The following is a 25,977-nucleotide window of genomic DNA, read 5'->3' as shown; positions in this document are numbered from 1 at the left end:
GACCATGACCCGGCAGACCATGACCCGGCAGACCACGGACCACCCGATGCAGGACCTCGAGGTCCACCTGCCCGACCGCCCCGGAGCGCTCGCCGACCTGGGCCAGGCGCTGGGTGAGGCCGGTGTGAGCCTGGAGGGCGGCGGCGTGTTCACCCACGCCGGCCAGGCCGTCGCGCACTACCTCGTGCACGACGGCGCCCGCGCGCTCCGAGCGGTCACCGCGGCCGGGCTGGGGCCGTCCGTGGTGCGCGACGTCGAGCTAGCGAGCCTGGACCAGGAGACGCCCGGGCAGCTCGGCAGCCTCGCGCGGCGGCTGGGCGACGCCGGGGTGAACGTGCTGGTCCAGTACAGCGACCACGTCGGCAACCTGGTGCTGCTGGTCGCCGACGACGACGTGCCGGCCTGCCGGGAGGTCCTCGCGCGCTGGGGGAGCCGCAGACGCGGCTGACGCGGCAGTCCGGCGGCCGGCCGCCGGATCAGCGCGCCGTGACGCCGACGAGCTCCGCCGAGCGGTCCCACAGCCTGCGGGCCAGGTCGGCGTCGCGCGCCTGCGGGTTGACCCGCCGGGCGACGCGGTGGTTCTCGTAGTACGCGCCGGACTGCCAGTCGACCCCGGGTTCTCGCTGTGCGAACCGGACCAGCTGGGCGGCGCCCTGCTCGGGTGTGGTCAGGAACAGCTTGCCGATCCGGCTCTGGTACAGCGGCCGGAGGAAGCTCGTGCTCTCGGTGCCGAAGCTCGTCGCGACCACGCCCGGGTGAAAGGCCACCGACGCCAGGCCCTGATCGTGGAAGCGCCGGTGCAGCTCGGTCGTGAACAGGATGTTCTCCAGCTTGGCCGTGCCGTAGGCGCGGTGGGGCGTGAAGTCGTCGTCGTGGTCGAGGTCGTCCACGTCGAGGTGGCCGAAGAGCCGCGCGCCGGCGCTGGAGGTCTGGATCACCGCCGCGTGGTTCGTCAGGAGCTTGTCCAGCAGCAGGTTGGTCAGCAGGAACGGCGCGAGGTGGTTGACCTGGAACGTTCGCTCGTGGCCGTCGACGGTCTTGGTGCGGTCGCCGAGGATGCCGCCCGCGTTGTTGGCCAGGACGTCGATGCGAGGGTAGGCGTCGTCGAGCTCGGCGGCCAGGCGCCGTGCGTCCGCCAGCCGGGTGAAGTCCGCGACGAAGTGGTCCACGCCGAGCTCGCGGGCGACCTTCGCGGTCTTCTCCGGGCTGCGTCCGACGACGGCGACGCGGTGACCGTCCGCGCTGAGCCGACGGGCCGCGGCCGCGCCGATCCCGTCGCTCGCGCCGGTGATGACGATGGTGCTGGGCTCCCGGGGGCTGCCGGAGGAGGATGCGCTGTCCATGTGGCACAGCATGCGCCGAGTTCGCCCGGCTGACGAGCCGCCGCCGGCCCGCGCAGCTGAGCCGAGGCCGGGGCGCGCTGGCCGCTGCCACCGAGCTTCAGCGAGTTTTCAGCCGTACCGCGGCACCTCTGACCTGGGTGTTTGCTGGTAACTGCATGCACAGGTATCAGAAATGGGGACAAAACCACTTGTCTGATCCATTCAGGCTGCTCACACTCGATCTCGGGTAACTGCTCAGGTAACACACCAACGCGGGGGTTGGCGATGTCCGAAGCACGTGCGCACCACCTTGTGATCACTCGGCTGGAACGGCGCTGGCTCGCCTCGGCGGTCGCGGTCGGCTTCGCGGCGTCGCTGCTGATCGCCGTCGCACCGCAGGAGTCGGCCGAGGCCGCTCCGGACGTGCCGCAGGCCACGGCAGGCCAGGGGCCGGCCGACCGGCCGATGCCGGAGGGGGTGCGGCGGTCCACGGCCTTGCCGGAGGACGAGCGCCCGCCGGTGGTCCCGGAGGCGGTGGCGTCCGGCGGGGAGCCGGTCGCGGTCGCCGCGGGGGAGTGGCGCACGCTCACCTCTCCGGTCCGGCAGCTCGCTGCCGCAGGGGGCTTCGACGGGCTGGACCTGCGTCCGGGCTTCCTGCTCGGCGACACGTCCGTGGTCCTCTACTTCGACGACGGTGACGTCGACCCGGGCTGGACGGACGCCGTCGTGCGGCTGTACGAGGAGGGCGACCAGACCGAGCAGGAGTCGGTGCGGCTCACCCGCGCGGAGCTGGAAGGGCCGCGGTTCTGCGGCAGCGCCGACTTCTGCCGCAGCTTCGGAACAGAGGACGGCTGGGAGCTCGAGGAGGACAAGAACTACTTCGTGACGGTCGCGGCAGTGCTGCCGGGCGGCGACGAGGTGGTCTCGGAGGCGTCGGGCGAGGCCCGGCCGCGCGCGACGATCCTGCCGCCGAGCATCCCGGACGACCAGGCCGCCGGCTGCGGGTGCGAGAACGCGCTGGCGCCGACCTCCGTCGGGCAGGCGCAGCGTGGCGTGGGCGTCAACACGGGTACCGGCGCGTTCGTCCGCGTCGAGCGGGACCTGCAGATGGCGTCGTTCGGCATCCCGTTCGCCAGCGCACGCACGTACTCCTCGGCGAACAACCGCCAGGGCCCGTTCGGCGTCGGCTGGGCGTGGTCCTACGACATGCGCGTCACGGAGACGGACGACGGCGTCATCGTGCGCGCCGAGGACGGCGCCGAGGCGCTCTACACCCCGGACGGCGACGGCTACACGCGCCCGCCGGGCGTGCGATCCGACCTGAAGCGGGACGGCGACGGCTGGGAGCTGGTCACGCCGCAGCAGGTGACGTACGAGTTCGGGGCGGCGGGCCGGCTCAGCGCCGTGCTCAGCCCACGGGACGACGGTGTCCGCCTGGCCTACGTCGAGGTCGACGACAAGGGCAAGGACGAGGACCGCGACGAGATCACGATCACCGACGCCTCCGGGCGCACCGCCGTCGCGCACCTCGTGGACGGGCTGATCGAGAAGCTCTCCCTCCCGGACCGTCGCCAGGTGCGCTTCGAGTACACCGACGGCCTGCTCACCGAGGTCGAGGACGCCCGAGGGAACGAGTGGCAGTACCGGTACGAGGCCGAGGGCAGGCTCGCGCAGGTGGTCGACCCGCACGAGGTGGTCATCGTGCACAACGAGTACGGCACCGGAGGGCGCGTGGTCGCGCAGCGGGACGGCGTCGGCGCTCAGATGTCATTCGCGTGGGACGCCGAGAAGCAGGAGGCGCGCAGCACCGACGCGGACGACATCTCGATCTACGACGGCTACCACGGCAACGTGCTGATCTACAGCCAGCGCAGCACGGGCGACGCCGACAACCACCGCTACAACCGGCGCCTCGACCGCAACCTCGTGGTCAACGGCAACCAGTACCAGCACGTGGTGCGGTTCGACGACCGGGGCAACCCGACGCAGGCCGTCGCCCCGCAGGGCTTCGACGAGAAGACGAAGTACGACGCCCGGAACAACCCGATCGAGTACACGGACGCCAACGGGAACGTCTGGAAGAACACGTACAACGAGTTCGACGAGCTGGTCCGCAGCGTCGATGCCGAGGGCAACGACATCACGCACGCCTACGACGACCGTGGCCTGCTCACCTCCACGACCGACCAGCGGGACAAGGTCACGCGGTACGAGTACCTGCCGGACGGCGAGGAGAACGCCGGGCTGCAGTCCGCCGTCGTCTCGCCGGAGGGGCGCCGCAGCGAGTACTTCTACGACAGGACCGGCCGACAGGTCGCGGCAACGGACCCACGGGGTACTGCTGACCCGCGCCAGCGGCGGCACTACACGGCCGAGACGCACTACGACGAGCAGGACCGTGTGGTCCGGCTCGAGGAGCCCGGCAAGCACCATGACTGGCGCACGGTCTACGACGACGTCGGCCGGCTCACCCACCAGATCTCGCCCGAGGGCGCCGTCACCAGGACGAGGTACCTCGACAACGGCCTGCAGTCGCGGGTCGAGGGTGGCGGCCGGGTGATGACCTTCGCCTACACGGACGCCGGACGGCGCGAGTCCGAGAGCGTGAAGATGAAGGGTGACGACCTGACGACGTCGTACACGTACGACGCGAAGGGCCTGGTCAAGACGGTGACGTCGCCGCGAGGCAACGTGCCGGGCGCGAACAGGGCGGACTTCACCACCGAGTACTTCTACGACGCGAACGACAACCCGGTCCGGATGCGGATGCCGTACCCGGGCGGCGGGCACACGGACCGGGACATCAAGGTCGACGCGCTGGACCGCACGACGGCGTCGATCAACGAGCTGAACAAGACGTCCAGCTTCGAGCGGAGCAACACCGGCCAGGTCGACTCGGTCACGGACACCAAGGGCCGTACCACCAGGATGGGGTACGACAAGAACGGCCGGCAGACCGAGCGGACGGACTCGGGGAACAAGACGACCCGCACCGAGTACGACGCGGCGGGCAACAAGATCAAGGAGACCTCGCCGACCGGCGGGATCACCACCTACGCGTACACCGACGACGGGCTGCTCGCCGCGGTGACGGAGCCGCGCGGAAACGTAGAAGGCGCGGAGAAGGACCGGTTTACCACGCGGTTCGAGTACGACCTCGTGGGCAACCGGACCAAGGAGATCGACCCGCTCGGCAACACGACGTCGATGACGTACGACGCGAACAGCCGGCCCACCGAGCTGACCGACGCGCGCGGCGGGACCACCCACTACGCCTACCGCGAAGACGACCAGATCAGCCACGTGCGGCAGCCGGACGCGCCGACGCTACCGATCTTCAGCAAGGCCTTCGCGACGGTGCTCAGCTACGACGACGACGGCCGGGTGGTCGGCGTGCGCGACCCGCAGGGTGGACGCTCGCGCATCACGTACGACGACGCCGGCCGGCCCGCGACCACCACCGACCCGCTGGGCCGCACCGCGCACATAGGGTACGACGCCGAGTCGAACGCCCTCCGGAGCATCACCACCGACCGGCACGAGGACCTGGACGAGCTGTCCGACGCCGAGCGCACCGAGCGCACCATCACCTCCGAGTACGACCTGCGCAGCCGCCTGACCAGCCAGCAGGTCGGCTCCGCGGGGCCGGAGTACACCTACGGCTACGACGCGAAGGACCGGACGACCTCGTACGGCGACCCGCTGGGCGTGCGTACGGTGACGTACGACGACGAGGACCAGATCACCAAGGTGGTCCGTGAGGAGCCGAACCAGCCGACCGAGACCTTCACCTACGGGTACGACCAGCGCGGGAACATCACCGAGCGGACGTATCCCGACGGCACCCAGATCGCCTCGACGTACGACGACGACTCGCGGCTCGCCTCCACGACGGCGTCCGGCGGCTCCACGGGCGGCAGCACGGCGAAGTGGGAGTACGCGTACGACGTCGCCGGGCGCCGGACGGCGACCACCCTGCCGGCATCGACGGGCCTCATCGAGCAGCGGGAGTACGACGAAGCGGGCCGGCTCACCTCGATCGGCACCGAGCGTACGGGCGATCCCGTCGAGGGCGTGCAGGATCCGGTGTCCGCGTTCGACCTCACGCTCGACCCGGTGGGCAACCCGACCCAGGTCAGGACGACGCGCGGCGGCGTAACGGAGGCCGTCGCCTACGCGTACGACGACGCGAACCGGGTGACCACCGCCTGCTATGCGGCGCAGGAGTGCGACCGCCACAGCAAGGACGCGGGGCGGATCTCGTACGAGTACGACCTGCTCGGCAACCGGACCGAGCAGAAGCGGTCCGGCTCGGCGGGCCACGACGTGACGCGCTACTCGTACGACGACGCGAGCCAGCTGGTCCGGGAGCTCGTGGTCGGCAAGGAGGGGGTCGACCGCAAGGACTACGCGTACGACGTGCTGGGCAACCAGACGCGTGCGGGCGACGACCGGCTCGAGTACAACCTCGACAGCACGCTGGCCGAGGCGAACGTCGGCGGGGTCTCCACCCGGTACACGTACGACGCGACACGTATGCGCCTCGACGCCGTCTCGGGGATCGGGGCGGGTGCCAAGACGCGGCACTGGGCCTGGGACACGAACGGGTCGCTGGAGAACATCGCCGTCGACACGATGACCGGTGCGAGCGGGGCGGTGCTCAGCCGGCAGGCGTTCGCCTACGGGCCGACCGACGAGCCGCTGGCGCTGCTGGAGACGCAGGGCGGGGCGCACTCGTACACCCACGACTGGCTGGGTGGCGTGGCGAACATGCTGTCGGCGGACGGGCAGGTCGAGCAGGGCTACGACTACGACCCGTTCGGCAACCCGCGGCAGGGGGAGACGCTCGCCGGGGCCGTCGCGAAGGAGGCGGGCGGCGGTGGGCCGGACGGTGGTGGGCCGGACAGTGGTGGCGCAGACGAGGCGGCGTCCGAGGAGGCCGAACCGACCGCTGAGATCCGAAACCCGATGCAGTTCCAGGGTGCCTACCAGGACTCGACCACCGGCGAGGGCAACTACGCCATGCGGGCCCGGAACTACGACCCGGGCACGGGGCGGTTCTCGACCAAGGACCCGGCCGGCGCCCAGCCGATCGGCTCGTCGCCGTACGCGTTCGCGGGCGGCAACCCGATGGTCTACACGGACCCGACGGGCGAACGGGAGCTGGAGGGGCCTACGGGCGGTAGTACCACCTCCAACCCCAACGACCCCGGCGCGGAGGTGGAGGGGCCGAGCGCTGAGGAGATCGCTGAGGCACAGGCGCTCCAGGGGAAGTCGATGCTCGACGTGATCCTGGAGGCCGGTGGGCAGGTCCTCATGGAGTTCCTGGGGATCAACGACCTCATGAACTGCCTCGACGGCGACCTCGGCGCCTGCGTGATGCTCGTCGTCGGCGCGCTGCCGTGGGGCAAGATCTTCAAGGCGGCGAAGATCGGCGAGGCCATCTACAAGGCCGGCAAGGCCGTGATGACTTTCTCCAGCGAGCTCAGATGGGCCGAGCAGATCCTGTCCGGCGCCAAGAAGGCGAAACAGGCGGCGGAGGCGGCAAAGGCGGCGGCTGCGAAGGCAGCGCGAGAGGCCGCCGCGAAGGCGGCAAAGGCGAAGGCCGCTGCGGACGCCAAGATCAAGCAGCTGGCGGCGGAGGCGAAGGCGAAGGCGCGCGCCGACGCCGCCAAGAAGAAGGCCGATACGACGGGCCAGGGGGATGCGGGAAGGGTTGACGAACCCGCACCGAGCTGTCCGGTCAACAGCTTCGTGCCTGGCACCCTGGTGCTCCTCGCGGACGGCACTCGAAAGCCGATCGAGGACGTCGGGCCGGGAGACGAGGTCTTGGCTGCCGGTGAGACGACCGGCGACAGGGCAGGTGGTCGCCTGGTCACCGCGCACATCACCGGCAGCGGTGAGAAGACCCTGGTGACGCTCACGGTCCGTGATGCCGACGGTGACGAGCAGAAGATCGTCGCCACCGACGGGCACCCGTTCTGGAGTCCTGAGCAGGAGACATGGGTCGAGGCGATCGATCTTCGGTCCGGCCAGTGGCTCAAGACCAGCGCCGGCACCTGGGTCCAGGTGGTGCACGTCGACGTCGAGCGCGAGCGCGCGACGGTGCACAACCTCACGGTCGACCAGGACCACACCTACTATGTGGCTGCCGGCGCGGACGATGCGGCGCTGCTGGTCCACAACGATCTCGAGAACCCGTTCCTGCAGAATCTCGTCAACGCGATGTCTCACGGTGTCGGCGGCGTGAACCCCATCGGCGACGGGACGGCTCTGGCCGCAGCCAACCACCAGGTCCTTACCGGAGAACTGGTCGGCGACACGGATCACGTGGCCAGCACCACCCCGTACCGGGCCAGGCTCACCAACCTGCTGGCAGGCACAGCGACACACAAGCCGAAGGGCGGCAAGAAGCAGACGATCGTGCTCAGTCCGGAAGACCGTCGGACCGCACAGGGGATGATCCAGGCGATCGATGATGCGCACGCGGGTAGGTACAAGGGCGGCTGGGGAGATTATGGAGTGGGGTGCTGATGGAAGCCAGTGAACGGTTCGCACGCGAGCTTGCGAACGACTTCGCCTACTTTCGAGACCAGCTCGAAGGCTATCTCGACGACGGGAACGACGGATTCGCCTACGTCTTCCTGGCGGTCGAGGTCGCCCCTGAGGTGCTGGCCGCATACGTCGCCAGCAAGACGGGTGCAGCCGTCGAACTCGACTGGCGGGCCCTGCTCGTCTTCCTCGACGATTGGTTCGGACGTGATGACCCGGACGTCGACAACGTGATCAGGGCGTCGTTCCTGCTTCAGCTCCCGTACCCCGGTCAGCCCGGTAGCGAGATCGTCGAGGAACTACCTGAGGGTCTGGAACGAGGCCTGCGAGCTGTGCGCACCGGTCGCTGACGACGATCCGGGACTCTGGACCAGGCGGGGCTGACCCTGAGCGTGCGTCATCTCGAGGGAAGTTGATCGGATCGCCCGCTACGCCACCTCGACGTGCTTCCGCGCTGCCTCCACGAAGCGGAAGATGCCCTGCCTGGACACGTCGCGGGCGTCCTTGAACTCTTCCGCAGGGGTGCGCAGGCTCAGGCGGTCGACGCTGTCGATCGCCTGCTGCGCCTGCTCGATCAGCTCCCCGGACTCGGTGACGAGCTGGACCCGGAACATCGCCTCGAGCGCGCTCGTCCGCAGCCGGTAGGTCTCGTAGCGGATCGCGTCGGGGTCAGCGCTCTGGCGCTCCTCGTGGACCGCGTACCAGCGGTCGATCTGTGCCCGGCGCAGGCTGACGAGCGCGCCGCCGTACGTCGTGTAGGCGCTGACCCGCTCCTGGCGCAGGCGTTCGTTGCGCTCGAAACGCTCGGCGTCGGCCCGGTTCCGCCGCTGGAAGTAGTGCGTCGCCAGCGAGCCGAGCAACGTTCCGACGACTGCGACGATGCTGGTGACGATGATCTCCACGAGCGGAAGCCAACCATGCTGGGCACCGGTTGAGAAGGCCCGGCGAGCGGTGCGGCGCGGCCAGCTCCGCGCATGCGACCTCGGAACCTGCGCCCCTAGACTCGAAAGATGGCAGCGATCCCTGAGGTGATGAAGGCGGTGCAGCTCGTCGGCCACGGTGACCTCGACCAGCTGGTCTACCGGGACGACGTGCCGACGCCCGCGCCGGACGCCGGCGAGGTGCTGATCGACGTGTACGCCTGCGGCATGAACAACACCGACGTGTGGGTGCGCGAGGGTGCCTACGGCAGCGAGACCGACGCCGCAGAGGTGTCCACCTGGCGGCGCGGCCGGTCCACGCTGACGTTCCCCCGGATCCAGGGCACCGACACGGTGGGCCGCATCGTCAACGTGGGCGAGGGCGTGCCGACCGGGCGGATCGGGCAGCGCGTGATGGTGGACTTCAGCATCTACAACCGTCCCGAGGGCGACGACAGCCTCGCGGACATCGACTACATCGGCCACGGACGCGACGGTGGCTACGCGGAGTACGTCGTGGTGCCGTCGGAGAACGCCTACGAGATCACGTCGGGGATCTCCGACGCCGAGCTGGCGACGTTCTGCTGTGCCTACCTGACCGCAGAGCAGATGCTCGACCGCGCCCGGCTCGGCCAGGACGAGCGGGTCCTGGTGACCGGTGCCTCCGGCGGCGTCGGGTCGGCGATCATCCAGCTGGCGCGGGTGCGTGGTGCGGTGCCGTACGCCGTCACCAGCGCGGGCAAGGAGGACGCGCTGCGCCGGATCGGCGCCCAGGACGTCGTCCTGCGCGACGCGCCCGACCTGGTGGCCGAGGTCGAACGGGTGGTCGACGGCCCGGTCGACGTGGTGGCCGACCTGGTGGCCGGCTCGATGTTCAACGACCTGCTCCGTATCCTCCGGCCCGAGGGCCGCTACACCACGGCCGGCGCCATCGGCGGGCCGGTGGTCGACCTCGACCTGCGCACCATGTACCTCAAGCAGCTCGAGCTGCACGGCTCGTCCCAGGGGACGCGCACCGCGTTCCGGCGGCTGGTGCGCTATATCGAGGACGGCGCGATCCGGCCGCTGCTCGACCGGACCTTCCGGCTGTCGGACTTCCACGAGGCGCAGACCGCGTTCATGGCCAAGTCCTACATCGGCAAGCTGGTGGTCGTCCCCGACCGCCACTGGGACGACGTAGGAGCGCCGCATGCCGCATCGTGAGTGCACGCTGGAGCTGATCGACACCCAGTCCGGCGGGGACGTCAGCCGCATCGTCATCTCCGGCGTCGAGCCGTTGCCGGGGGCCAGCGTGCTGGAGAAGGCGCGCTACCTGCAGAACGAGGGCGACGGCCTGCGGCGGCTGCTGCTGTCGGAGCCGTACGGCGACCCGGCGATGTCCATCGACCTGATCGTCGAGCCGAGCCGCCCCGGGGCGCAGGCTGGCTACATCATCATGGAGGCGATGGGCTACCCGCTGTACTCGGGCTCCAACACCATCTGTACCGCCACGGCCCTCCTGCAGAGCGGGGCGATCCCCATGGAGGAGGGTCTGCAGAACGTGGTGCTCGAGTCGCCGGCCGGCCTGGCGCTGATCACCGCGCGGGTCAACGCCGGCCGGGTCGACTCCATCACCACCCAGGGCGAGCCGGCGTACGTGGCGGACGAGGGGCTGAGCGTGGAGGTGCCCCACTACGGCCGGGTGGACTTCGACCTGGTGTGGAGCGGCGCGTACTACGCCATGATCGACGCCTCCCGGCACGGCTTCAGCATCAGCGCGGAGGAGCAGATCGCGCTGACCGCCTTCGGCGACGCCTTCGTCCGCGCCGCCCGGCCCGACCTGCGGCAGGTGCACCCGGAGCTGGGCGACGTCGGCCCGCTGCCGTTCGCTCACTTCATGGGTCCGGTGCGGACGGTGGCGACCGGGCATCTGGAGTCGCCGTCGGCCACCTATGTCCACCCGGGTGTGCTCTGCCGCAGCCCGACCGGGACGGGTACCTCGGCGCGGCTGGCGCTGATGGCCCGCCGGGGCGAGATCCGCGAGGGTGAGTCGCTCGAGACGATCTCGCCGCGCGGGAGCCGGTTCGTCGGCACCGTGCTGAACGAGGCGCGGGTGGGCGACTACGCGGCGCTGCACTCGACGATCACGGGCCGGGCCCGGCTGATCGCGCACTCGCGCATCACCGTCGACCTGGACGACCCGCTGGTGGACCCCACGGACCTGGCGCACGTGCTCCTGCCCCGGCCGGCGGCGTAGGGCGGTCAGCCGTCAGCCGTCAGACGGTGCCGCGAAGCGGTCCAGGACGGCGACGACGAGGGCCTCGACGCCGGTCTCCAGGGTGGGGTGGGGGACCGGCGCGAACCGGGGCGAGTGGTTGGACGGGATGTCCTCGTCCAGGGTGCCCGCCCGGGCCGCCGCCTCGAAGGCGGCGGGGTCCCAGCCGCCCAGCAGCCAGTACACGATCGGCACGCCGACGGCGGTGGCGAGCACGCCGACGTCCTCGCTGCCCGACACCGGGCCGGGGTCGATGACCTGCTCGGCGCCGAAGTGCGCGGCCAGGGCGCCCCTGGTGCGCTCGGTCTCGGCCGGGTCGTTGATCAGCGGCGGGAACGACTCGCCGGGTGTGATCTGCGGTGGGTGCGGGGTGCCCGCTGCGGCGGCCTCGCCCTGCACGATCCGCTCGACCGCTGCCAGGACCCGCGTCCGCACCGCCTCGTCGAAGGTGCGGATGTTCAGCCCGAGGTACGCCTCGTCGGGGATGATGTTCTCCTTGGTGCCCGCCTGGAGCATGCCCACCGTGACGACCGCTGCGTCGCCGGCCGCCACCTCCCGCGAGACGATGGTCTGCAGTCGCAGCACCGTTGAGGCGGCCAGCACCACCGGGTCGACGGTGGTCTCGGGCCGCGACCCGTGACCGCCGCGGCCGACGAGCCGGACGCCGAGCTGGTCGGTGCCCGCGAACGCCGGGCCGCCGTGCACCCCGAGCAGGCCCGCCGCGACGGGCGCCACGTGCTGCCCCAGCACGATGTCCGGGCGGGGCACGAGGTCGTACAGGCCGTCGTCGACCATGGCGTGAGCGCCCGTGCCCAGCTCCTCGGCGGGCTGGAAGACGACGACGAGCGTGCCCGACCACGCGGACCGGCCCGTGGCCAGCACGTCGGCCGCGCCGAGGAGCGCGGTCACGTGCACGTCGTGCCCGCACGCGTGCATGATCCCCGACTCGACGCCGTCCGCCGTGGTGGCGCGCACCGTGCTGGCGTACGGCAGGCCGGTGTCCTCGGTGACCGGGAGCGCGTCCATGTCGGCACGGAGCAGGACGCACGGGCCGTCTCCGTTGACGAGCACCCCCGCGACACCGGTCCCGCCGATGCCCGTGTGCACCACGTAGCCGAGGGCCGCGAGCCGCACGGCGACCAGGGCCGCCGTCCGGTGCTCCTGGTAGGACAGCTCGGGGTTGCTGTGGAGGTCGACGTAGGTCTCGCGAAGGCTCTGCCGCATCGCGGCCAGCGGCGCGAGGACCGTTCCGGGCACCGCAGGGGGAGGCGTCATGCGCCAACGATCCCACCGGCGAGCGCGGTCTGCCCGGGACCGCGCCGAAGATCCCCATGTGGTCGGCACGACGTCAGGAGGTCGGTAGCCCGAGCTACCGACCTCCTGACGTTCTACCGACCACCCGAGGCTGCCCGGGTCAGCCCTTGACCGAGCCCGACATGAGGCCGCCGACGAAGTACTTGCCGAGCACGATGTAGACCAGCAGCGTCGGAAGGGACGCGAACAGCGCGCCGGCCATCGAGACGCCGTAGTTCTGCAGCAGGGCACCGTTGGCGAGGTTGTTCAGGGCCACCGTGACGGGGCCGTTCTGGGACGACGAGAAGAACACCGCGAACAGGAAGTCGTTCCAGGCCGAGGTGAACTGCCAGATGAGCACCACGACGAAGCCAGGGATCGAGAGCGGCAGCACGATCGACCAGTAGGTGCGCAGCATGCCCGCGCCGTCGACGCGGCCGGCCTCGATCAGCTCGTGCGGCACGGTGGCGTAGTAGTTGCGGAAGATCAGCGTGGTGATCGGGATGCCGTAGACGACGTGCAGCAGGATCAGCGTCGGTACGCCTGTCGGGATGCCCAGGTCGAGGACCAGCTGGTTCAGCGGGATCATCACCGCCTGGTACGGGATGAACATCCCGAACAGGATCACCGTGAACACGATGTTCGCGCCGCGGAAGCTCCACCGGGCCAGCACGAACCCGTTCAGGGAGCCGAGGAACGCCGCGATGATCGCGCTGGGGACCACGACCGCCACCGAGCGGAGGATCGAGGGGGCCAGCGCGGTCCACGCCGTGGCCCAGTTGTCGAGGGTCCAGATCTGGGGCAGGGCCCACGCGCGGCTCGGGTCGGCGTCGCCGGTGCCCTTGAAGCTGGTCACCAGCAGCACGTAGACCGGGATGAGGACGACGACGAGGAAGAAGATGAGTGCCGCGTACTTGAGCGTCCGGCCCAGGGTGTACCGGCTCTTGCTGGTGGGCCTGGGCCGGCTCACCGTCGTGCGGGGCGCTGCGAGCTGGTTGGTTGCGGCGGTCATCGCTTCTCCTCGCGGTTCGTGCGGATCAGGTACGGCACGATGACGAGCGCGACGATGATCAGCAGGATCGAGCCGACGGCGGCGGCGTTCGCGTAGTCGAAGCTCGACTTGAACACGTACATGTCGACGGCCGGGACCTTGGTCTGGTAGTTGGCCGGCTTCGAGATCGACATGATGAGGTCGAACGCCTTGAGCGACATGTGGCCGATGATGATCAGCGCGGACAGCGCGACCGGCGAGAGCTGCGGGAACAGGACGTACCGGTACAGCTTCCACTCGCTGGCGCCGTCGACCCGGGCGGCCTCGCGCAGCTCGTCGGGGATACCGCGGAACCCGGCGAGGAACAGCGCCATCACGTAGCCGGACAGCTGCCAGATCGCCGGGACGGCGATCGCGATGATGCCGAAGGTGACGTTGTTCCACCAGTTGTTCTGCAGGAAGTCGAGCCCGACCATCTGGAACAGCCGGTTCAGGCCGGAGGCCTGCTCGTCCTGGTTGGAGTTGAGCAGCCAGCGCCACACCACACCCGAGGCGATGAACGACACCGCCATCGGGAAGAGGTAGACCGAGCGGAAGAGGCCCTCGCCCTTGACCGGCTTGTCGAGCATCCAGGCCCACAGGAAGCCCATGACCATGGTCCCGGCGAGGAACACGAGCGTGTACAGGACCAGGTTCATCAGCGAGTGCTGGAAGTCCTCGCTGGCGAGCAGGTCGAAGTAGTTGGTGAACCACACGAAGGCGGCGGGCTCCTGCCCGGTGGCCTGGGCGGCCGTGTGGTTGTCCGTGAAGGACGTGGAGAAGTTGGCGGCGATCAGCCCGTAGACGAAGACGCCGACGAGGATCAGGGACGGGGTGAGCATGAGCAGCGGCGGCCCGAGCCGCCGCAGTTTCTTCAGCATGGGGATACCTCGGTCGTGGGCGCAGCCGCGCGCCGCCGGGTGGGGACCCGACGGCGCGCGACGTACGGCGGTGTGCGTGACGCGCGAGCTGTCAGCCTCTGGCGTCAGCCCGCGGCGGCGGCGGCCAGCTCGGACTGGTATCCGGCGAGGTCGGACGCGCCGGTCGTGAACTTGCTCGTGGCGTCGGAGAACGCGTTGAGCGTGGCGACCGGGGTCGCCGCACCGTGGGCCAGCGAGGACACGATCGTGTCGTTCGCGAACGACTCGATGGCGCCTTGCTGGTACTCGGAGAACTCGGCCGGGTCGGCGTCCGTGCGGGCGGGGATGGAGCCCTTCGCCTTGTTGAACGCGACCTGGCCCTCGAGCGAGCCGACCGTCTCCAGCCAGGCCTTGGCGCCCTCGGCGTCGGGCGCGCCGACCGGCAGGGTGAACGAGTCGGCCAGGAAGTCGAACGTCCCGTCGGTGCCGGGCACCGGGGTCGCCGTGAAGTCCGTGCCGAGCTCCTTGTCCTGCTCCTCGAACGCCGCGACGGCCCAGTCGCCCATGACATTGAAGGCGGCGTTGCCGTCGATGACCATCTGTGTGGCCTCGGGCCAGTCGAGACCGTCACGGTCGTCGTTGGTGAAGTTCATGAGCGTCTCGAAGTCCTCGAGCGCGCTCGTGACCTCGTCGCCCTCCCAGTCGGTGCTGCCGTCCCACAGCCCGGTGTACGCCTCGGCGCCCAGGCCGGCGAGCAGCACGGTCTCGAGCAGGTGCACCTGCGTCCACGTGGTGCCGACCGACAGCGGCGTGACGCCCGCCGCCTCGAGCTTCTCGAGGTCGGCGATCCAGGCGTCGAGGTCCGCGTACTGCGCCTCGGGGTCGATGTCGTTCTCCTCGAGCACCGTCGGGTTGGCCCAGACGACGTTCGCGCGGTGGACGTTCGACGGGACCGAGTAGATCGCGCCGTCCTCCGTGGAGAGCCGGTCGACCAGGTCGGCCGGGAACGCGTCGGTCAGCCCGAACTCGTCGTACAGGTCGGAGACGTCCTCGATCTGCGCGGCGTCGATGTAGTCCTGCAGCTCCATGCCGGCGTGGGCCTGGAACGTGTCCGGCGGGTCCTGCGCCTGCAGACGGGTCTGCAGCAGGTCCTTCGCCGCGGAGCCCGCGCCACCGGCGACGGCGCCGTTGACGAACTCGATGTCCGGGTGCTGGTTCTCGAACTCGCCGACCAGGGCGTCGAGCCCGGCCTTCTCCGAGCCGGCCGCCCACCAGGTGAATACCTCGACCTGGCTGCCGCCGCCCTCGCCGCCGCCTTCACCACCTGTGTCGCCGCCGCACGCGGCCAGCGTGAGACCGAGAACAGCGGCTGTCGCCACCGTCGCGGTCATCCTCCGGTTCACTCGCATCTGGGGTCCCTCAACCTTCCTCGGTCGCTGGAGCACCGGCCCTGGGCGCCGTCGTCGTGCGCCGTGAAGGTGAAGTCTCTTCACTCAGAAACGACGTCGTTCCGCTGGACCGGCCGGGCGCGCCTGTACGCCCGTGAACCCGGGTCCTATCGAACGGCCAGGCGTCCTTGGTGTCAAGAAATGAACGCAAGCGTCGCCCGATCGTGACCTGAACGTTCAGTTCGTGTATCCAATGCCGTCATCCGGCACAGGAAGGCGGTTACCCTGGGCGCTGTGCGCGCGGACCGGGTGACACCGGGTTCGCAGACCTCACTGCGTGAGGCCAACCGAGCCCGGATCGTGAGCGCCGTCCAGCAGCGTGGGTCGCTCACGCAGATCGAGCTGGCCGGCGTCACAGGGCTGTCCCCAGCCACCATCTCGAACATCGTCAAGGAGCTGACGGTCGCGGGCGTGCTGCACACCGCGCAGTCCACCCGCAACGGCCGCCGGGCGCTCCAGGTCACGCTCGCCCGCAACCTCGGGCTCGTCGCGGGCATCCGGTTCGGCATGCGCTCGCTCAGCGTCGCGCTCGCGGACGCGTCGATGCGGATCCTGGCCGAGCAGCGCATGCCGCTCGCCCCGGACCACCGCGCCGACGCCGGCCTGCAGCGCACGGCGATGCTGGTCAGAGAGATGATGGAGGCCGTGGACGCCGACCCGTCCGAGCTGCTCGCCGTCGGCGTCGGGGTGCCCGCGCCGGTCGACATCCGCACCGGCCAGGTGGTCACCGTCGGGATGATGCGCGGCTGGGACGGCGTGCACGTCGACGAGATCCTTGGCGCCGAGCTCGACGTCCCCGTGACCGCCGACAACGACTCGACGCTCGCCGCGATCGCCGAGGCGCGGTTCGGCGCCGGCGCCGGACACGACTCGGTCGCCTACGTCCGGGTCTCCCACGGCGTCGGCGGCGGGCTCGTGCTCGGCGGCCGGGCCGTGCACGGCAGGTCCGGGGTGGCCGGCGAGATCGGGCACGTGTCCGTCGACGAGCACGGCCCCGTCTGCCGCTGCGGCAACCGCGGCTGCCTCGAGATGCTCGTCGGGGCCTCCAGCCTCCTGTCGATGCTCCCGCCCGAGGCGGGCCACCTCACGCTCGCGGACCTCGTGACCCGGGCGCGCGAGGGCGACGCCGGCTGCCGCCGGGTCGTGTTCGACGCCGGACGCCACCTCGGCGTCGCCCTGGCCAACCTGTGCAACCTCGTGGACCCCGACGTCGTGGTCATCGGCGGCAAGCTCGCCGAGGCAGGGGAGCTGCTGCTCGAACCGCTGCGCACCTCGCTCGGCCAGCGCGTCGTGGCGACCTCCCGCGGCCCGGTCGAGGTCGTCCCCTCGACGCTCGGCGCCGACGCCGGCGTCCGCGGCGCCCTGGCTGCCGCCCTGGACCAGGCACGGATGTTCGGCTCGCTCGGAGTGACGTCATGACCCGGCCCCGCCTCCGGAGGAGGCTCGGGTGGGTGGTCGGGGCGGTCTTCCTGGTCGGGGTGGTCGGATGTGCCTCCGGCGGGGCCGACGACGGAGCCGGCGCGGGCGCAGCGCACGAGGGGACCATCGGGCTGCTGCTGCCCGAGTCGCAGACCGCCCGCTACGAGGCCTCCGACCACCCGACCTTCGTCTCCGTCACCGACCGCCGCTGCCCGGGCTGCACGGTGCTGTACGCCAACGCCGGGCAGGACGCCGCCGCCCAGCTGCAGCAGGCCGAGTCGATGCTCGCCCAGGGCGCCGACGTCCTGGTGCTCGGCGCGGTGGACACCGTGGCCGCCGCCGGGATCGTCACGCAGGCCGAGCGGCTGGGTGCGCAGGTCATCGCCTACGATCGGTTCCTGGACGGCGCGGACTACTACGTGTCGTACGACTACGAGTTCATCGGCTTCCTGCTGGGTTCGGCCCTGGTCGGCGGGATCGCCGACAGAGCAGCTGACACGACACAGGGCACGACACAGGGCACGACACGGGACACAGCACGGGGCAGGACCGACGACCGGACCGACGACGGCCGACCGGGGGTGCTGCTGGTGCACGGGTCCGCGACCGAGCCCAACGCGCTCGCGATCGCGGCAGGCACCCGCCGCGCCCTCGAGGGAGAGGACATCGACGTGCTCGCCGAGTACTACACGCCCGACTGGAGCCCCGACAAGGCCACGGAGTGGACCGAGGCCATGCTCACCAGGTACCCGGGCCAGGTCGACGGCATCCTCGCCGCCAACGACGGCATAGCGGGCGGCGCGATCGCCGCGGCGAAGGCGGCAGGCCTCGACCCCGTGCCCGTCACCACCGGCCAGGACGGCGAGCTCGCCGCGGTGCAGCGGATCCTTGCGGGCGACCAGTACATGACCGTCTACAAGGCGACCGACCAGCAGGCCCAGACGGCGGCCGAGCTCGCGGTGCGCCTGCTGCGCGGCGAGGACCCCCGAGCGACGGCCGTCATCGACGGCGTGCCCACCCAGCTCCTGGCGCCCCGCGCGGTGGGCGCCGCCGACGTCGAGCACGTGATCGTCGACGGGCGCGTCTACTCCACCGACGAGATCTGCGTGCCCGCGTACGTGGCCGCGTGCGAGCGCGCGGGCCTGATCGGGCCGGACGCCGACGCGGACGCCGATGCCGCACCAGCACCAGCACCCGTACCCGTACCCGCAAGGGAGGCCGCCCGATGAGCGGCCCGGTGCTGTCCCTGCGCGGCGTCTCCAAGCGGTTCGGCGGCGTGCGCGCCCTCGTGGACGTCGACGCCGACGTCCACGAGCACGAGGTGCTGGCCGTCGTCGGCGACAACGGCGCAGGCAAGTCGACGCTGGCCGGCGTGCTCGCGGGCGCCCACCGGCCCGACGCGGGCCAGGTGCTGCTCGACGGGCGACCCGTGCTGCTGGACTCGCCCGCCGTGGCACGGTCCCTCGGCATCGCCGCCGTGTTCCAGGAGCTGGCGCTCGTGGACGACCTCGACGTGGTCGAGAACGTGTTCCTCGGGCACGAGACCGTGCGCGGGCCCCTCCTCGACGAGGTGGCCATGGAGCGCGAGGCCTGGCGCCTGCTCGACCAGCTCGCCGCCAGCGTGCCAGAGGTGCGCGAGCCCGTCCGCACGCTGTCCGGCGGCCAGCGCCAGGTCGTCGCGGTGGCGCGGGCGCTGCTCGGCTCGCCGCGCGTCGTCGTCCTCGACGAGCCGACGGCCTCCCTCGGCGTACGCCAGACCGCCGAGGTGCTGAACCTGATCGTCCGGCTGCGCGAGCGCGGGCACGCCGTCGTCCTGGTCAGCCACCAGGCGGGCGACCTGCAGGCCGTCGCCGACCGCATCCTCGTCCTACGCCTCGGCCGCGTGCACGACGTGTTCGACGGCGACGCGTCGTACGAGGACCTCCTCGCCGCGATGACGGGCGCCGTGCGGCCCGGCGCGCCGCACCGGCGGGGGCAGCGATGAGCGCGCAACCGGGCGGCACCGGCCTGCCCGGCGCCGTCTGGCAGCGGGTGCGCATCGGCACCGGCCTGCTACCGATCGTCGCGGCTCTCGTGGGCATCTGGCTGGTCCTCGGCGCGATCAACCCCGCGTTCCTCGCCCCCGAGAACCTCGTCAACCTCACGCTGCAGAGCGCCCCCGTCGGCGTCATCGCGCTCGGCGTCGTGCTCGTGCTCCTCGTGGGAGAGATCGACCTGTCCGTCGGGTCGCTGAGCGGTCTGGCCGCGGCCGTGGTCGCCGTCGGCTCGGTGACGCTCGGCTGGCCGGTGGCGCTCGCGATCGGTGTCGCACTGGCCTGCGGGGTGGTGGTGGGGCTGGGCTACGGGGCGCTCTCGACGCGGCTCGGGCTGCCCAGCTTCGTGTTCACCCTCGCGGGGCTGCTGTTCCTGGCCGGGGTGCAGCTGCGCGTGCTCGGCCCGCTCGGCTCGATCAACCTGCCGTTCGAGTCGTGGTTCGTCCGGTCGGTGCAGCAGGGCTTCCTGCCCGCCGGCGTCGCCTGGGCCCTGGTGGTCGCCGTCGTGGTCGCCTCCGCCGCCGGCCAGCTCGCGGCCAGGGCCCGGCGGCGGCGCGCCGACCTCGCCTGCGCGAGCGTGCCGCAGGTCGCCGTGCGCACGTTCGTCCTGGCCGCCGTGCTGTCGCTGGTCGTCGCCTACCTGTACCTGGGCTCCGCGCGCGGCATCGGCTATTCCGTGGTGCTGTTCGCGCTGCTCGTCGTGGTCACGGACGTGCTGCTGCGCCGCACGCGGTGGGGCCGGTCGGTACGTGCGGTCGGCGGTGACCGACGGGCGGCGATGCTCGCCGGCGTGCCGGTGCGCCGCACGGTGGTCCTGTGCTTCGTCGCCTGCTCGACCCTCGCCGCGCTCGGCGGCGTGCTCGCGGCCGGCCGGCTGGGCGCCGCCAACCAGGGGACCGGCGGAGCCGACACCTACCTCGTGGCGATCGCCGCCGCGGTGATCGGCGGCACCAGCCTGTTCGGGGGGCGGGGCAGCGCGTGGTCGGCGGTGCTCGGGGTGCTCGTGATCCAGTCCATCGCCAACGGGCTCACGCTGATGAACGTGGACCAGGCGGCGCGCTACATGGTGACAGGGGCCGTGCTGCTGCTGGCCATCGTCATCGACATGCTGATGCGCAAGCGCCGGGAGGCCTGACATGATCCGTCGTCCGACGCTGGCCGTGGTCGCCGAGGCAGCGGGGGTGAGCCTGAAGACCGCGTCCCGGGTGCTCAACCGCGAGCCCAACGTGGCGGCCGCCACGCGCGAGCGCGTGCTCGACGCCGCCACCTCGCTGGGCTTCCGGCGCAACGCCGTGGCCGCCGACCTCGCGCGCGGGGGCTTCTCGCGGCTGGTCGGGTTCATCACAGGGGACCTGGCCAACGAGTTCTACTCCGCGCTGGCCAGCGGCATCGAGCGAGAGCTGCGGGAGCACGGGCTGCAGCTGCTCACGGCGTCGTCCGACGAGGACCCCGAGCGGGAGGGGTCGCTGACGGGCGAGCTGCTCGAGCGGCGGGTCGGGGCGCTCATCGTGACGCCCGCAGGGGCCGACCACTCGGCGCTCCGGGCCGAGATCGCCGCCGGGTTGACGGTCGTCGTGGTGGACCGGCCGGCGGCAGGGATCGACGTCGACACCGTGGTCATCGACAACCGCGGCGGCACGCGGGCCGCCGTCGGCCACCTGCTGGCCCACGGCCACCGCCGCATCGCGTTCGTCGGCGACGAGCCCCACCTGTGGACGTACCAGGAGCGCAGCGCCGAGTTCCTGGACGTGATGCGCGACGCCGGCGTGCCCGACGCCGAGCGGTGGCTGCGCTCCGGCGCGCACGACGCCGCCGCCGCGCGGGAGCTGGTCGCGGAGCTGTTCGCGGCGCCGGAGCCGCCCACAGCGGTGCTCGCCGCGAACAACCGGGCGACCGTCGGCACCCTCCAGGCGCTGCGGGACCTGCCGGGCGGCGACGGCGTGGCGGTGGTCGGCTTCGACGACTTCGAGCTGGCCGACCTGCTGGGCATCACCGTCGTCGCGTACGACGCCGTGGAGATGGGCCGGCTCGCCGCCGAGCTCGCCGTCGCGCGGTCCGCCGAACCCGACCGGGCGGTCGAGCTCGTCGTGCTGCCGACCCGGGTGCTGCCCCGAGGGAGCGGCGAACGCCGGCCCCGTTGACACCGGGCTGGCCTGCACCTACGTTCGGCTCTCGACAGCGCTGTCGGCCGACGAGGGAGTCCACCATGTCCGTACTCACCGGCCGGGCCAGACCCCGGCGGACGGCCGCCGCCCTGTCGGGCGCGCTCGCCCTGCTGCTCGTGCTCCCGACCGGCGTCGCGCTCGCGGCCCCGGACGGTACCGTGCCCGGCGGCACGGCCTCGGAAGGCACGGTCCCGGGCCAGGCCCACCGGGGTGACTTCGCCACCTCGTTCGAGGACGACGACCCGGCCCCGATCGAGTCGACGCCCGCCGAGCGTGACGGCGCGCCGTGGCAGGACAACGTCGGTGAGTTCGTGCCGGGACTGCCCGGGAGCGTGCTGGAGCAGGTCGGCGCCGTCACCGCGAGCGGGGAGAACCCGCCGAACGAGGCCGCCGCGAACCTCACGGACTGGTCGTCGGCCACCAAGTGGCTCACGTTCGCCCGGACGGGCGCGATCACCTACGAGCTGACCGAGCCGACCGCCGTCACCGCGTACTCGCTGACCTCGGCGAACGACTTCGCGGACCGGGACCCGCAGGCCTGGACGCTCCAGGGCTCGACGGACGGCGAGACCTGGGAGACGCTCGACGAGCGCAGCGGCGAGAAGTTCAGCGAGCGGTTCCAGCGCCAGGTGTACGAGCTGGACGGCGCCACGGAGGCGTACTCGCACTTCCGGCTCGACATCACGCGCAACAACGGCTCGGACGGCACCCAGCTCGCCGACTGGGACCTGTCGGAGGACCTGGCCGAGCAGCCCGCCGAGCAGCCGATGGTCACCGCGGTGGGCTCGGGGCCCCAGACGGTGAGCTTCACCAACAAGAAGGAGGTCGGGTTCACCGGCACGCGGTCGCTGCGCTACGAGGGCGGTCACCTCGGCGACGGCGCCGCGCACGCGACGAACGTCCTGTACGACGACGTGGACGTCCGCGTGCGACCGGGCACCCGGCTGAGCTGGAAGATCTTCCCCGAGCTGCTCGGCGACCTGAAGTACCCCTCCACCTACGCCGCGGTGGACCTGAGGTTCACCGACGGCACCTACCTGTCGGACCTCGACGCGCGCGACGCCCACGGGACCGCCGCCACGGCGGCCGGCCAGGGCGCCGGCAAGATCCTGTACGCCGACCAGTGGAACTCCGTGCGGGTCGACGTCGGCGCGGTGGCCCGGGGCAAGAAGATCGACCAGGTGCTCGTCGGCTACGACAACGACGCCGGCGGTTCTGACGAGGACGGCGTGGGCACCCGGTTCGCGGGCTGGCTCGACGACGTCGCGCTGGAGGCCCGCCCGGAGCGGATCGACGGGTCGAGCCTGACCGGCTACGTCGACACGCGGCGCGGCACGCTGTCGAGCGGCTCGTTCTCGCGCGGCAACAACGTCCCGGCCACGGCGGTGCCGAACGGCTTCAACTTCTGGACGCCGATGACCAACGCCTCCACCGACCGGTGGCTCTACGAGTACCAGGCGGCGAACGACGACCAGAACCGCACGGTGCTGCAGGGCATCGGCATCTCGCACGAGCCGAGCCCCTGGATGGGTGACCGCAACCAGCTCGCCTTCCAGCCGGCCACCGGGGCCGGGGTGCCCGACGCCGGGCTCGACGCGCGCGGCCTCCCGTTCAGCCACGCTGACGAGACGGCCCGGCCCGACTACTACGGCGTGACCTTCGCGGGCGGCATCGAGGCCGAGGTGGCACCGACGGACCACGCGGCGGTGCTGCGCTTCAGCTTCCCGCGGGACACCCCCGGCGACGCAGGACACGTGCTCGTGGACCGGGTGCTCGGGTCCTCGGAGCTCACCTTCGACGAGGACACCGGCGAGCTGAGCGGCTGGGTCGAGAACGGCAGCTCCCTGTCCGTCGGCCGGACCCGCATGTACGTGGCGGGCACGTTCGACCGGGCGCCGTCGTCCGTCGGCGCCGCGGCGGGCGACCGGGACGGTGCGCGCTACGCCACCTTCGACACCCGGAGGGACCGCACGGTCGAGCTGCGTGTGGCGACGTCGTTCATCGGGCTGGACCAGGCACGGGCGAACCTCGACCTCGAGGTCACCGACCGCTCGTTCAGGTCGGTGCAGCGCGCCGCCGAGCGGCAGTGGAACGAGCGGCTCGGCGTGATCGAGACGAAGGGCGGCAGCGAGGCCGAGCTGGTGACCCTCTACTCGAACCTGTACCGGCTCAACCTGTACCCGAACTCGCAGTTCGAGAACACCGGCACCGCGCGGAAGCCGGAGTACCGGTACGCGAGCCCCGTCACCGCGCCCACCGGCGACGCGACGGACACGCGCACCAACGCGCAGGTCGTCGACGGCAAGATCTACGTGAACAACGGGTTCTGGGACACCTACCGCACGGCCTGGCCGGCGTACTCCCTGCTGTACCCGGACGTCGCCGCCGAGCTGGTCGACGGGTTCGTGCAGCAGTACCGCGACGGCGGCTGGGTGGCCCGCTGGTCCTCGCCGGGCTACGCCGACCTGATGACGGGCACGTCGTCCGACGTCGCGTTCGCGGACGCCTACCTCAAGGGCTCGCTGCCGGTCGACAAGGCGCTCGACGCGTACGACGCCGCGCTGAAGAACGGCACGGTCTCCCCGCCGAACGACGCGGTGGGCCGCAAGGGCCTCGAGTCCTCGCCGTTCCTCGGCTTCACGCCGGAGAGCACGCACGAGTCTGTGTCGTGGGGCCTGGAAGGCCTGATCAACGACTTCGGCATCGGCAACATGGCCGCCGCCCTGGCCGAGGACCCGGGCACGCCCGACGAGCGCCGCGAGGCGCTGCGTGAGGAGTCGGCCTACTTCCTGGAGCGGACGACGCACTACGGCGCGCTGTTCGACCCGGCGATCGACTTCTTCCAGCCGCGGCACGCCGACGGCGAGTTCCTCAGCTCGCCGGACGAGTACGACCCGCGCACCTGGGGCGGCGGCTACACCGAGACCAGCGGCTGGAACTTCTCGTTCCACGCGCCGCAGGACCCGAACGGCCTCGCCAACCTGTACGGCGGCCAGGACGGGCTGGAGGCCAAGCTCGACACCTTCTTCGCCACGCCGGAGGACGCCACGCACACCGGCGGCTACGGCGGCGTCATCCACGAGATGCGCGAGGCGCGGGACATCCGGCTGGGCCAGTGGGGCATGAGCAACCAGGTCTCCCACCACATCCCGTGGCTGTACGGCGCCGCCGGCGCGCCGCACAAGACCCAGGAGATCGTCCGGGAGGTCACGCGGCGCCTGTTCGTGGGCAGCGAGATCGGCCAGGGCTACCCGGGCGACGAGGACAACGGCGAGATGTCGTCGTGGTGGATCTTCGCCGCGCTCGGCTTCTACCCGATGCAGGTCGGCTCCGACCAGTACGCGATCGGCTCGCCGCTGTTCGACCAGGCGACGGTGCACCTGCCCGACGGCGACCTCGTGATCAACGCGCGGAACAACTCCGTGGAGAACGTCTACGTGCAGTCCTTGCGGGTCGACGGCAAGAAGCGGACGTCGACGTCGCTGTCCCAGGCTGACCTGTCGGGCGGCGCCCGGCTGGACTTCGTGATGGGCGCGGAGCCGTCGAGCTGGGGCACGGGGGAGGACGACGCGCCGCCGTCGCTCACCGAGGGTGACGAGCCGCCGAGCCCGGCCCGGGACACCACCGGGACGGGGACGGTCACGGTGGATGACGGCACCGAGCCGGCTGCGCTGACCGACAACACGTCGGCGTCGCGCACCACGTTCGGCGACCGGACGCCGACCATCACGTGGGACGGTTCGGGGTCGGGCTCCAGCCCTGGTTCCGGCTCCGGTTCTGATTCTGATTCTGGGGCGACGGTCGGCACGTACACGCTCACCTCGGGCGCCGCGGGCACGGCCGCGCCGTCGGCCTGGCGGCTGGAGGGGTCCGACGACGGCGAGAGCTGGACCGTGCTCGACGAACGAGCCGGCCAGGAGTTCCGGTGGGCGCTGCAGACGCGGCCGTTCCAGGTCGACGACCCGCGACCGTTCGAACGGCTACGGATCGTCGTCGAGGAGGCGGCGGGCGAGGGCGACCTGTCGCTGGCGGAGCTCGAGCTGCTCGCCGACCAGGGTGCGGGCGCCGACGAGCTGCCGCTCGGTCCCGCTGACGGGGCTGCCGGTCAGGGCGCCGACGCCGAGACCCGGGCGGCGACCCGGGCGGCGGCCGAGGCGCAGGACGCGGCCTCGGGCATCACGGTGTGGGCCGTCCCGGTCTGCACCGACGGCGACGCCGCGCTGCGGGTGCAGGCCGACGGCCCGACCGCCAAGGGCGCGAGCACGTCGGTCACGGTGACGTCCGACTTCGGGACCGAGACGCTGCGCGGTTCCGGCGACGTGACGTTCGAGGCGGGCTCGGCCGACGTCGGCACCGGTGCGGTGACCGCCGTCGTCGAGGTGACCATCGACGGCGAGCGGGCGACCGAGACGCTCACGGTCCCGTACGAGGCGGGCGCCTGCGGCTGACCCGCCCGGGGCTGAGCGGCCGAGCCGCCGTGAAGGTCCGCCTCGAGCAAGGACCTGGGCCTGGTTCCACCCCCGGAACCAGGCCCAGGTCCTTGCTCGGGGCGGACCTTCGTGAGAGCGGGTGAAATGCGTGGACGGCCGGTGCGGGGGTAGGGGGTAGTACGCGCTGGTTTACGTAGTTTCCACACAGCGCGCTCCCAGCCGTTCTGGCGGCGGCGTGGCGTCAATACGCT

The 25,977-nt window shown here is 71.5% G+C and carries 17 protein-coding genes; 11 read left to right on the top strand and 6 right to left on the bottom strand.

Annotated features, from left to right (window positions below):
- Positions 1–448: ACT domain-containing protein (locus APR04_RS05195; RefSeq protein ID WP_308292322.1), on the top strand; the 448-nt coding region annotated here is incomplete at its 5' end.
- 28 nt (positions 449–476) lie between these two features.
- On the opposite strand, the gene APR04_RS05190 is transcribed toward APR04_RS05195, so the two are convergent.
- Entirely contained in the window at positions 477–1,343 is an 867-nt protein-coding gene (locus APR04_RS05190; RefSeq protein ID WP_253868333.1) for an SDR family NAD(P)-dependent oxidoreductase, read from the bottom strand.
- A gap of 264 nt (positions 1,344–1,607) precedes the next feature.
- On the opposite strand from APR04_RS05190, the gene APR04_RS05185 reads away from it, so the two are divergent.
- Both APR04_RS05185 and APR04_RS05180 read left to right on the top strand, forming a co-directional pair.
- Positions 1,608–7,856, top strand: coding sequence for a polymorphic toxin-type HINT domain-containing protein (locus APR04_RS05185; RefSeq protein ID WP_253868332.1), 6,249 nt, complete (start codon positions 1,608–1,610; stop codon positions 7,854–7,856).
- Positions 7,856–8,224: a hypothetical protein gene (locus APR04_RS05180; RefSeq protein WP_253868331.1), complete on the top strand. Its 369-nt coding sequence runs from the start codon at positions 7,856–7,858 to the stop codon at positions 8,222–8,224. The genes APR04_RS05185 and APR04_RS05180 overlap by 1 nt, the downstream gene beginning before the upstream one ends.
- Positions 8,225–8,302: 78 nt before the next feature.
- On the opposite strand, the gene kilB is transcribed toward APR04_RS05180, so the two are convergent.
- On the bottom strand, positions 8,303–8,776 hold the full coding sequence (gene kilB, locus APR04_RS05175; protein WP_253868330.1) for a plasmid transfer protein KilB: 474 nt from the start codon (positions 8,774–8,776) through the stop codon (positions 8,303–8,305).
- Between the two features lie 108 nt (positions 8,777–8,884).
- Between kilB and APR04_RS05170 the strand changes: the two genes are divergently transcribed.
- Both APR04_RS05170 and APR04_RS05165 read left to right on the top strand, forming a co-directional pair.
- A complete protein-coding gene (locus tag APR04_RS05170) occupies positions 8,885–9,997 on the top strand; it encodes an alcohol dehydrogenase family protein (protein WP_253868329.1) in 1,113 nt (370 codons plus the stop codon).
- A complete protein-coding gene (locus tag APR04_RS05165) occupies positions 9,984–11,030 on the top strand; it encodes a proline racemase family protein (protein ID WP_253868328.1) in 1,047 nt (348 codons plus the stop codon). The genes APR04_RS05170 and APR04_RS05165 overlap by 14 nt, the downstream gene beginning before the upstream one ends.
- A 12-nt stretch (positions 11,031–11,042) precedes the next feature.
- Here the strand turns inward: APR04_RS05165 and APR04_RS05160 are convergent, their stop codons facing one another.
- The 4 genes from APR04_RS05160 to APR04_RS05145 all read right to left on the bottom strand — a co-directional run bounded on the left by APR04_RS05160 (position 11,043) and on the right by APR04_RS05145 (position 15,640).
- On the bottom strand, positions 11,043–12,272 hold the full coding sequence (locus tag APR04_RS05160) for an amidohydrolase (protein WP_253868503.1): 1,230 nt from the start codon (positions 12,270–12,272) through the stop codon (positions 11,043–11,045).
- Between the two features lie 190 nt (positions 12,273–12,462).
- The gene (locus APR04_RS05155; protein WP_253868327.1) at positions 12,463–13,353 is read right to left on the bottom strand and encodes a carbohydrate ABC transporter permease; all 891 of its coding nucleotides are present in this window, start codon (positions 13,351–13,353) and stop codon (positions 12,463–12,465) included.
- Positions 13,350–14,252, bottom strand: coding sequence for a carbohydrate ABC transporter permease (locus APR04_RS05150; RefSeq protein ID WP_253868326.1), 903 nt, complete (start codon positions 14,250–14,252; stop codon positions 13,350–13,352). Before APR04_RS05150 ends, APR04_RS05155 begins: the two co-directional genes overlap by 4 nt.
- A gap of 104 nt (positions 14,253–14,356) precedes the next feature.
- Entirely contained in the window at positions 14,357–15,640 is a 1,284-nt protein-coding gene (locus tag APR04_RS05145) for an ABC transporter substrate-binding protein (protein WP_345375583.1), read from the bottom strand.
- A 273-nt stretch (positions 15,641–15,913) separates the two neighbouring features.
- Here APR04_RS05145 and APR04_RS05140 point away from each other — a divergent pair, with 273 nt between their 5' ends.
- The 6 genes from APR04_RS05140 (at position 15,914) to APR04_RS05115 (ending at position 25,744) form a co-directional block, all read left to right on the top strand.
- Complete coding sequence (locus APR04_RS05140; protein ID WP_253868324.1) at positions 15,914–17,098, top strand: ROK family transcriptional regulator; 1,185 nt, start codon at positions 15,914–15,916, stop codon at positions 17,096–17,098.
- Positions 17,095–18,327 (top strand): substrate-binding domain-containing protein, encoded by a 1,233-nt coding sequence (locus tag APR04_RS05135; protein ID WP_253868323.1) that lies wholly within the window; start codon positions 17,095–17,097, stop codon positions 18,325–18,327. Before APR04_RS05140 ends, APR04_RS05135 begins: the two co-directional genes overlap by 4 nt.
- Positions 18,324–19,082, top strand: coding sequence for an ATP-binding cassette domain-containing protein (locus tag APR04_RS05130; RefSeq protein ID WP_253868322.1), 759 nt, complete (start codon positions 18,324–18,326; stop codon positions 19,080–19,082). Before APR04_RS05135 ends, APR04_RS05130 begins: the two co-directional genes overlap by 4 nt.
- Complete coding sequence (locus APR04_RS05125; protein ID WP_253868321.1) at positions 19,079–20,266, top strand: sugar ABC transporter permease; 1,188 nt, start codon at positions 19,079–19,081, stop codon at positions 20,264–20,266. The genes APR04_RS05130 and APR04_RS05125 overlap by 4 nt, the downstream gene beginning before the upstream one ends.
- 1 nt (position 20,267) lies before the next feature.
- Positions 20,268–21,272 (top strand): LacI family DNA-binding transcriptional regulator, encoded by a 1,005-nt coding sequence (locus tag APR04_RS05120; protein WP_253868320.1) that lies wholly within the window; start codon positions 20,268–20,270, stop codon positions 21,270–21,272.
- Between the two features lie 65 nt (positions 21,273–21,337).
- On the top strand, positions 21,338–25,744 hold the full coding sequence (locus tag APR04_RS05115) for a GH92 family glycosyl hydrolase (RefSeq protein ID WP_253868319.1): 4,407 nt from the start codon (positions 21,338–21,340) through the stop codon (positions 25,742–25,744).
- Positions 25,745–25,977 lie beyond the last annotated feature (233 nt).

This window comes from Promicromonospora umidemergens (genome assembly GCF_024171995.1).
Lineage (GTDB): Bacteria > Actinomycetota > Actinomycetes > Actinomycetales > Cellulomonadaceae > Promicromonospora > Promicromonospora umidemergens.
This window is presented reverse-complemented; position numbering and strand designations above follow the sequence as displayed.